At 31.8% G+C, this 9614-nt stretch carries 10 protein-coding genes and 1 pseudogene; 7 read left to right on the top strand and 4 right to left on the bottom strand.

Annotated features, from left to right (window positions below):
- Window positions 1-464: 464 nt before the first annotated feature.
- A complete protein-coding gene (gene rseP, locus V5787_RS11340) occupies window positions 465-1805 on the bottom strand; it encodes an RIP metalloprotease RseP (protein ID WP_336893325.1) in 1341 nt (446 codons plus the stop codon).
- 167 nt (window positions 1806-1972) lie between these two features.
- Here rseP and V5787_RS11335 point away from each other — a divergent pair, with 167 nt between their 5' ends.
- The 5 genes from V5787_RS11335 to V5787_RS11315 all read left to right on the top strand — a co-directional run bounded on the left by V5787_RS11335 (window position 1973) and on the right by V5787_RS11315 (window position 6069).
- Window positions 1973-2650: an SCO family protein gene (locus V5787_RS11335; RefSeq protein WP_336893324.1), complete on the top strand. Its 678-nt coding sequence runs from the start codon at window positions 1973-1975 to the stop codon at window positions 2648-2650.
- Between the two features lie 280 nt (window positions 2651-2930).
- Window positions 2931-3173 (top strand): FeoA family protein, encoded by a 243-nt coding sequence (locus tag V5787_RS11330; protein WP_336893323.1) that lies wholly within the window; start codon window positions 2931-2933, stop codon window positions 3171-3173.
- Window positions 3163-5265, top strand: coding sequence for a ferrous iron transport protein B (feoB, locus tag V5787_RS11325; RefSeq protein ID WP_336893322.1), 2103 nt, complete (start codon window positions 3163-3165; stop codon window positions 5263-5265). Before V5787_RS11330 ends, feoB begins: the two co-directional genes overlap by 11 nt.
- Window positions 5266-5269: 4 nt before the next feature.
- On the top strand, window positions 5270-5386 hold the full coding sequence (locus V5787_RS11320) for a FeoB-associated Cys-rich membrane protein (protein WP_336893321.1): 117 nt from the start codon (window positions 5270-5272) through the stop codon (window positions 5384-5386).
- A 128-nt stretch (window positions 5387-5514) separates the two neighbouring features.
- Window positions 5515-6069: an HNH endonuclease gene (locus tag V5787_RS11315; protein WP_336893320.1), complete on the top strand. Its 555-nt coding sequence runs from the start codon at window positions 5515-5517 to the stop codon at window positions 6067-6069.
- A gap of 77 nt (window positions 6070-6146) precedes the next feature.
- On the opposite strand, the gene arfB is transcribed toward V5787_RS11315, so the two are convergent.
- The 3 genes from arfB to V5787_RS11300 are packed head-to-tail and all read right to left on the bottom strand — an operon-like array spanning window position 6147 to window position 7895.
- The gene (arfB, locus tag V5787_RS11310) at window positions 6147-6548 is read right to left on the bottom strand and encodes an alternative ribosome rescue aminoacyl-tRNA hydrolase ArfB (protein ID WP_336893319.1); all 402 of its coding nucleotides are present in this window, start codon (window positions 6546-6548) and stop codon (window positions 6147-6149) included.
- Window positions 6545-7267: a geranylgeranylglyceryl/heptaprenylglyceryl phosphate synthase gene (locus V5787_RS11305; RefSeq protein ID WP_336893318.1), complete on the bottom strand. Its 723-nt coding sequence runs from the start codon at window positions 7265-7267 to the stop codon at window positions 6545-6547. The genes arfB and V5787_RS11305 overlap by 4 nt, the downstream gene beginning before the upstream one ends.
- A 4-nt stretch (window positions 7268-7271) precedes the next feature.
- Window positions 7272-7895, bottom strand: coding sequence for a 4'-phosphopantetheinyl transferase superfamily protein (locus V5787_RS11300; protein ID WP_336893317.1), 624 nt, complete (start codon window positions 7893-7895; stop codon window positions 7272-7274).
- 56 nt (window positions 7896-7951) lie between these two features.
- Here V5787_RS11300 and ahcY point away from each other — a divergent pair, with 56 nt between their 5' ends.
- Window positions 7952-9268, top strand: a complete 1317-nt coding sequence (gene ahcY, locus V5787_RS11295) for an adenosylhomocysteinase (protein ID WP_336893316.1) — start codon at window positions 7952-7954, stop codon at window positions 9266-9268.
- A gap of 261 nt (window positions 9269-9529) precedes the next feature.
- Window positions 9530-9614 (top strand): annotated as a pseudogene (locus V5787_RS11290) (IS1595 family transposase); the annotation flags it as partial.

Genomic DNA, 9614 nt, shown 5'->3' with positions numbered 1-9614 from the left:
CGTAAATCACAAATGCTATCTGCAAAAGTAGGTGTTATTTGTAGTTTCATGGCTTGAATATACATCTTAATAAGCTAACAAACAATGATTTATATCCTAAGTTTGGATATTTGTTTTTGTCATGTACCTTGCAACGGTCTTAATTTATGCTTATATTTGGAAACTCTTTTTCCCAAATGTTGAGTAACGCTTAGTCTGTTTTTGATGATAATTAAGGGAAGGTGCTCTTTTCTTTATTGTCTTTAATTAATAGATTATGCAGATAAGCAATATAATAGAACCGTAATCTGGGCTATGATAATACTTTTTATTTCATCTAAAGAAAATAATAATTCAAATTTATTATCAACTACTCTGAAATTCATTTGGTATAAGATAAGAAATTAATAAAGTGTCGAAAATAATGGGAGTATAAAAATCCCTTTGAGACTAATCAAAGGGACTTTTAAATTATATAAGTGTGTTTATTTAAATAACTTAACCACATCATTTGCATTGGCAAATAATAATAAGACCATTAAAATAAAAAACCCTGTAATTTGAGCATACTCCAAAAACTTGTCCGAAGGTTTTCTTCCAGTAATCATTTCATATAGAGTAAATACTACGTGCCCACCATCTAAGGCAGGAATAGGTAATAGATTCATGAAACCTAACATGATTGATAAAAAGGCAGTAATGCTCCAGAATGCTTGCCAGCTCCAAGTAGAAGGAAAGATGCTTCCGATAGAAATAAATCCACCCAAACCTTTGTAAGCACCCGTTTCTGGATTGAATACTTTTTTCAATTGTTTGATATAATCTGTCAGTGTTTTGTAACCTTTAGCAGTTCCAGCAGGAATTGCTTCTGCAAATGTATATTTTTTTGTTTCTAAGGTATAGTAACCTAATCTTTCCATGTCTTCTGCTGGTAAAGTACCTAGGTTAACTCCAATTTTACCATTTTCATCTAGTTGAATAGATATAGTTTTTTCTCCTTCTTTTCTTTTTACATCTAAAGAGATCGTTTGGTTTTTATATTCTTCCAAAAGAGTACTCGCCTCATCAAAATATTTGATAGGAGTGCCATTAACTGCTAAAATTAAATCTTTTGCTTTTAAACCGCTTTCTTTATTGACGGAGCTTTCTACAAACCCTCCAATAACAAATGGAATTCGAGGCTGTATAAAGCCTCCTTTGCCTTTTTCTATCAACTTTGAAATAAAATCAACAGGAATCTGTTTTTTAATAGTTTGACCATTTCGTTCTATAACAAAAGAATTTCCATTTATAAATTCGCTAGTTAAACTAGAAAATGCCTTTATTTTATTACCGTCGATAGTTTTAATCTTATCTCCTGTTTGTAGTCCTAATTCAGTTCCTAATGAATCTGTTACCCAAATACCATCCTTTACACTTTCATTTGGCAAATAGCTTTCTCCCCAAGTAAATAAAATCATAATATAGATTCCAAAACCTAAGACAAAATTAACAATAACACCACCTAACATAACAATCAATCGTTGCCAAGCAGGTTTAGATCTAAATTCCCAAGGTTGTGGAGGCTTAGACATTTGCTCCGTGTCCATGCTTTCGTCAATCATTCCAGATATTTTTACATATCCTCCCAATGGAATCCATCCAATTCCATAAACGGTATCTCCGAATTTCTTCTTAAAAATTGAGAATTTATAATCGAAAAATAGGTAAAATTTTTCAACTTTTATTTTGAATAATTTAGCGGGTATAAAATGACCCAATTCATGCAGTACAATTAATAAAGATAAACTTAATAAAAATTGTGTTGCCTTGATAAAAACTTCCATTTGGTTTTTTTGTATAAAAATCAAATGCAAATGTACAATTTTATATAAAGGCTTTAAATGGAAATAGTGAAAGTTTAGTGTTGATTGAGTTAAATAATGTTAAAGCGTCAAATTTTTCGACTAAAAATAATTTTTTTCAAACGATAATTGTAATTTTGATATTTATTATGGAAGTTAATTATTTTAAAAAATCGATACCGACAGTTTTGGCTATGTTGGTTTTTAGTGTAGTTGGGGTATATGTTTTTTATAGACTATTAACACCCGAAAAAAAATTACCTATTTATAGTCCTATTGATGTGAATCCTAGACTGGTTGATGCTTCTTTACAGCATGTTAAGAAAAATCATAAAATTGCCAACTTTTCGTTGATTGATCAAAATGGAAAGCAGGTAACTCAAGAGATATTCAATGATAAAATTTATGTAGCTGATTTTTTCTTTACACGTTGTGGGACTATCTGTCCTATAATGACAACAAATATGGCTGTTATTCAAAAAGAATTTTTAAATGATACTGATGTTTTGTTGTTGTCACATTCGGTTACTCCTGTGATGGATAGTGTACCTGTTTTAAAATCTTATGCTCAAAGTAATGGTGTCGTAGATGCGAAGTGGTTTTTGGTAACAGGAGAAAAGAAAGAAATTTATAATTTGGCCCGGAAAAGTTATTTTGCCGTGTTAGATGAAGGTGATGGAGGTGCTCAGGATTTTATTCATACAGAACAATTTATTTTAGTGGACAAAAAAAAACGAATTCGCGGTTATTATGACGGAACGGATTCGAAAGATATTAACAGGCTTATTCGTGATGTTTTGATTTTAAAAAAGGAATATAATAAATAGCCAAAAGAACCTAGTTAAGATTATCAAAAACAGAAAGCATTCTAAACTGTTAGAATTAGCGGATAGCTACCTTACCTTTACAAAGGTGATAAAAAATGATGTTATTTCTTCTTTTAGGCTCTTCTAAAAAGAGACTGATATTATAGTTGTCCTAAGCAAAACAACCTGTTTTTATATCCAAAAATGAATTTTAAAATACGAACTTTAGAATCGTTCTAATTTGGTATATTTGTAAACGATTAAAAACAATTCGTTTTTTGAGTTCTAAAATAACAAAGCATTGATACATACAGTTGCAGATTTACATAAAGGAGAAAAAGGCATTATAGATAAATTGTCTTTTGAAGAGATACCATTGGCATTAATGGAAATGGGATGTATTCCAGGAAAGGAAGTAACTTTGATGCAGATTTCTCCATTGAATGACCCTTTGTATATTCGTGTAAATGGAAGCCATTTTGCTATAAGAAGAGAAACAGCCGAAGGCATAACTCTTGTAAAAAGATTGTGTGATGAAATCTAAAAAACTAAATGTTGTCCTAGTTGGAAATCCGAATACAGGAAAAACCTCTATTTTTAATCAATTAACTGGGCTTACACAAAAAGTAGGAAACTATCCTGGGATCACCGTCGATAAAAAACAAGGAACTTGTAAGTTATTGGATGGTAGTTTAGTTACTATAACGGATCTACCAGGTACTTATAGTATCAATCCAACTTCTTTAGATGAGAGTATTGTTTTAGAGACTTTATTAGATAATGAAAATAAAGAGTATCCAGATTTGGTAATTGTGGTAGCTGAAGTAGAAAACCTCAAGAGGAATTTGTTGCTTTTCACTCAGGTAAAAGACCTAAGAGTTCCTGCAATTTTGGTTGTAAATATGGCAGATCAAATGTGCCGTAAAGGGATTTCTATCGACTTAGAAGGGTTAGAAGCTATTTTGAAAACAAAAATAGTTTTAGTTAGTGCGAGAAAAAAAGAAGGAATTGCAGATGTTAAAAATGCAATTTCAAATTATAAAGAGTATGATGTAAGTTCGTTGTTTAAAATTTCGGAAAAAATAGATCAAGCCTATTTCGATGAAATAAAATCGAGTTTAAAAGAATTTTCTTTATATAAATCTTGGTTGTTGATTACCCAACAAAATCATGTTGGATTTATATCGGAGGATTCTAAGCGGACTATTGATACATTTAAATTAGATAGAGAAAAACTTAAGAAATACCAACATAAAGAAACGATTTACCGTTATAAATATATCAATGATATATTGAAAAAGGTCTATTTTGTAGATAGGTCAAAAGGATTTGATTTACGTAGTAAATTGGATAAAGTACTTACCCATAAAGTCTTCGGATATGTTATTTTTATCGCGATTCTATTACTTATGTTTCAATCGGTTTTTGATTGGGCATCCGCTCCAATGGATTTTATCGATGAGTTTTTCTCAGATTTAAGTGTCTGGTCCAAAGAGAGTTTGCCTGAAGGAATGTTGTTTGATCTTATCACAGAAGGAATTATTCCTGGGATAGGAGGAATCGTTATATTTATTCCACAGATAGCAATTTTATTCTTGTTTGTCGCGGTTTTAGAAGAAACAGGATATATGAGTCGTGTTGTGTTTTTAATGGATAAAATAATGCGTCGTTTCGGAATGAGTGGTAAGAGTGTCATTCCTTTGATTTCCGGAACTGCCTGTGCGATTCCTGCAATTATGGCTACTAGAAATATAGGAGATTGGAAAGATCGATTGATAACAATTTTGGTGACTCCATTCACTACTTGTTCTGCCAGGTTACCGGTATATGCTATAATTATTGCACTTATCATTCCTGATGAAAGAGTTTTAGGGATTTTTAGCATGCAGGGATTTGTACTGATGGCTCTTTATGTACTTGGTTTTGCTTCGGCAATTATATCGGCTTATATTTTAAATAAGGTATTGAAAGTTGAGAGTAAAAACTTTTTTATAATAGAAATGCCTAATTATAAACTACCATCGCTAAAGAATGTTTTCTTTGATGTTTTAGAAAAAACAAAGGCATTTGTGTTAGGTGCAGGTAAAATTATTTTAGCAATTTCAATCGTTTTATGGTTTTTAGCGTCTAATGGAACAGATGATTTTACGAATGCGGAAAAAATAGTTACTGAAAATTCGGTTGGCAAAAATATTAGTGAAGAAGATTTAGAAAGTGAAATAGCTTCATTTAAATTAGAAAACTCGTACATTGGAGTAATGGGGAAAATGATTGAGCCAGCAATTGCTCCCTTAGGCTACGATTGGAAAATTGGGATTGCTTTGATAAGTTCGTTTGCCGCAAGAGAAGTGTTTGTTGGTACTTTATCAACGATTTACAGTGTTGGTTCGGATAATGAAGGAACTATAAAACAAAGAATGGCTGCAGAAATTAACCCAGTTACAAAAGAGAAAAGATTCAATCTGCCAGCAGGAATGTCTTTGTTAGTTTTTTATGCTTTTGCGTTGCAATGTATGGGTACGCTAGCCATCGTAAAAAGAGAGACAAGGTCATGGAAGTGGCCAATTTTTCAATTGGTTGGGATGGGAGTATTAGCCTATGTTTCTGCATTGATTACTTTTCTGATTTTAAAATAGTGATATGCAGCAAATAATTGTTTATTTTGTATTAGGGTTAGCAATTGCTTTTCTTTTAAAAAAATTTATTTTTAAGGGAAAGAAAAAAGAGAATTGCGATACAGACTGTAGTTGTCATTAAAATTTATATATTGCCAAAATATTCTTGATACAAGAATCAACTTTTTAAACCAAAAGAAAGTTCTCTGATTAAAAAATATAGTTGCTATGATTAAGATGTGTTTAAGTAACCACTAAATAAAACATATCATGATTAGAAAAGATCCAAATGAAGAATGGAAAGATCTTCAGTTAGAAGAAGAATTGTTTACTAAAAAAAAATGTAGAATTTCTGACAAAGGAAGAGTACTTTCAATTGATGAGGATGGTAAATCAAAATTATTGAAATTGACACCTGCAAATGGTTACGAAATGGTAAGTGCCTACCAGAAAAAAAACGGAAAAAAATCGGGCAGGTATGTTCATAAGTTGGTAGCACAGCATTTTCTTGAGCAAAAAGAAGACGAGTTGTATGTCATTCATTTGAATTACGAGAAATTAGACAATCGGGTTGAAAATTTAAAATGGGCAACAAAAAAAGAAAAAGAAATACATCAATTTTCTGGACCAGCTCATATCAATAGAAAACCAAGATTACATTCTGCCAAATTAACTGAAGCGCATGTTCGGTTGATCAAAAGAAAAATAAACGATCCCAATAGAAGAACTCGTATGAAAATGATAGCCAAACAGTTTGGTGTTTCAGAGATGCAGTTATATCGTATAAAATCTGGTGAAAACTGGGGACATGTAACAGATTATTAAAGAGGATTTACACGTAGAACAAAGCCGAAATTTTTATAAGATAAGTTGTCTATGGAATTTTATAATTCCAGAAAACACTAATACTTTGTTTTTTTTCGGTTTTCTTTTTTTTGACTCTGAATTTTTTTTGTATCAAGTCTTTTTAATATAGAACCTCTCGAAGGTCTGGAGGTTTTTCTTGCTTTTGGTCTTTTAATTCCTTCTATAAGGATGTCTAGAAACCGTTTAAGAATGATGTTTTTATTTTTGTGTTGACTTCTATTTTCGTCGCAGTGAAGGATAAGTATATTTTCTTTGGTAAGACGATGTTTGACCGTCGTTTTAAGTCTTGTTATTTCAGATTCAGAGAGTCCAGATGAATTGTTTAAATCAAAGGTTAGTTCTATTTTAGTGGCAACTTTATTGACGTTTTGCCCTCCAGGACCGCTACTTCGGATTCCTTTGAGTTTTAGTTCGGAAAGCATTAGTTTTTGATTCATTTTTTATCAAAAAGGTTGTTGTCTTTTTCAAATGCAGTTCCAATAACTACTAAATCAGCACCACAATCAAAGGCTTTATTAACCATAGTTATTGACCTTAGACCTCCACCTACAATAATAGGAATGGTACATTTTTTTGAAACTATTTTGATGATTTCTTCTGAAACAGCCTGTTTTGCTCCACTACCAGCTTCCAAATAAATTAGCTGATTTCCTAAGTATTGTCCGGCCAAAGCTGTATGTTCAATCAGTTGAATGTTTTTTTGTGAAATAGGATTGGTATTGCTTACAGTTTGTGTGGCGGTTTTTGTTCCTCCATTGATCAAAATATATCCTGTAGAAATACATTCTATTTTGTTTCTTTCTAAAAAAGGAATCGATTGAATTTGCTGTTCAATTAAATACTCTGGATTTCTGCCGGAAATTAGCGTTAAAAATAATACAGCATCCATTTTAGGAGTCAATTGATTATAGTCTCCAGGAAATAAGATAACTGGAATTTTTGTGTGCTGTTTTATGTAAACTACACATTTTTCTGTCAGACCTTTTGCAACGGTACTTCCACCGATAAAAATATAATTTACTTTAGATTGATTGATCTTTACAAGCTTCTCTTTTAACTTTGATAGTTCAATTTTGTCTGGGTCTAAAAGTACTGCAAGTAATTTTTTGCCATCTTTTTTTGACTTAATGATGTTGTGTAAAATTGAATTTTTCATGGAGCTAATGTAAAGGAACTGCGTATACTAAAGAAAAATCGTCTATAAACTCAAAAATTATTCTATATGGCTCGTTCCAAGGTCCTTTTTTTATCCAACCCTTTGTTTCTTTGTCTTTTAAAGAGAAAGGTTCAATGGGAAGGTGCTTGATAAACAATAAACCTCCGTTTGGATAAATTTTATACAAACTTTCTTTTGCAGCCCATAAAACAGTCAGTTGTTCAATCAGGTTGTTTTTTTGTAGAAATTGATTTTCTTTATCTATAAATTTATGAGAAATCCGTTTTATTTTATCTCTATTTTTTTCAATATCAATACCTATTACTTTGTCGCTTATGATAATTGTAGCATATTGAAAAGAATGACTGATAGATATGTTTTTCCCGTCTTTTAAGTGAGGTTTGCCTTTTGAGTCATAATAAAGGTCAGCGTCGGAATACTTTAGTTCTTTTAGCAGATGGCGAACACTAATAAAACCTTTTTTATGCGTTTCAGATCGCATATTGGAAAGACGAGTGGTGCTATTATTAGATAAAAATATTGTTTCCAGTTCTTGTTGGGTTTCTGTGATTTCCCAAACCAGTACCTTGGTGTTTTTATCAACGATAATTGTTTTGGCTAAAGGCATTTATATTGTCAAAGGTATTTCGTAATTTTGCTTCCTAATTCACAAATATAAGAACTATGAGTTCAGAAACAACAACATACACAAAATTTAAAGTAAAAGACATTAGTCTTGCAGATTGGGGTCGTAAAGAAATTCATTTAGCAGAAGCTGAGATGCCTGGTTTGATGAGTTTAAGAGAAGAGTATAAAGGAGAAAAACCTTTGGCAGGTGCACGAATTGCAGGCTGTTTACATATGACAATTCAAACAGCTGTTTTGATAGAAACGTTAGTGGATTTAGGAGCTGAGGTTACTTGGAGTTCTTGTAATATTTTTTCTACTCAAGATCAAGCTGCCGCTGCTATTGCTGCTACAGGAGTTTCTGTTTACGCTTGGAAAGGATTAAATGAAGAAGAATTTGACTGGTGTATAGAACAAACTTTGTTTTTTGGAGAGGATAAGAAACCATTAAATTTAATTTTAGATGATGGTGGTGATTTAACCAATATGGTATTAGATCGTTTTCCTGAGTTGGTTTCAGGAATCAAAGGGTTGTCTGAAGAAACAACTACTGGTGTTCACCGTTTGTATGATAGAGTAAAGGCAGGGACATTACCAATGCCAGCCATTAATGTAAATGATTCTGTTACGAAGTCTAAATTTGATAATAAATACGGCTGCAAAGAGTCTGCTGTTGATGCGATTCGTAGAGCAACTGATATAATGATGGCAGGAAAAGTTGCTGTGGTTGCTGGGTATGGTGATGTAGGTAAAGGTTCTGCTGCTTCATTAGCAGGTGCAGGAGCTAGAGTTATAGTTACTGAAATTGATCCTATTTGTGCATTGCAAGCTGCTATGGACGGTTTTGAAGTTCGTAAAATGGACAATATTATTTCAAGAGCGGATATTATCATTACTACTACAGGAAATAAAGACATTATAGTAGGTCGTCATTTTGAAGCATTAAAGGATAAAGCAATTGTGTGTAACATAGGACATTTCGACAATGAAATTGATATGACTTGGTTGAACGATAAACACGGTGCTTCAAAAATTGAAATCAAACCTCAGGTAGATCAATATACGATTGACGGGAAAGAATTTTTAGTGTTGGCTGAAGGTCGTTTGGTAAACTTAGGCTGCGCAACAGGGCATCCTAGTTTTGTAATGAGTAATTCATTTACAAATCAAACATTAGCACAATTAGAGTTGTGGTTAAATAATGAGAAATATGGAAATGATGTGTATATGTTGCCTAAGTATTTAGATGAAAAGGTTGCTCGTTTGCATTTGGAAAAAATTGGTGTGGAATTGGATGAATTAAGTCAAGATCAAGCGGATTATATTGATGTAAAAGTTGAAGGACCATACAAACCAGAATACTATAGGTACTAGTAATACCAAATTATTAACAAAAAAAACCGATACAGAAATGTATCGGTTTTTTTTGTTAATAATTTGGTGTAATCATATAAAAAAAATCATTGTTAATTTTTCCCAAAAAGATCATATGATAAAAGTATTTTGAATGTCATTAAAAAACAGAATTTTTTGTTTATTCCAAATGTATTTCAGACTGGCTGATAATAAATTTGATTTATTTTTCTGAGTTAGTCATTTAGTTTCTGTATCTTAGTGTCATTAAATATAACAGATATGGATGTTTTTCAAGGTCAAAATATACTGAGTTTTATAAAAGAACTGCCAAATGATGAAGCTTGTAAGGCTTATTTAGCCAAAA

The sequence above is a fragment of the Flavicella sp. genome, assembly GCF_037132785.1.
In the GTDB taxonomy this organism is placed as follows: domain Bacteria; phylum Bacteroidota; class Bacteroidia; order Flavobacteriales; family Flavobacteriaceae; genus Flavicella.
The sequence above is the reverse complement of the archived record's forward strand: the minus strand, read 5'-3'. Positions and strand labels throughout refer to the sequence as shown.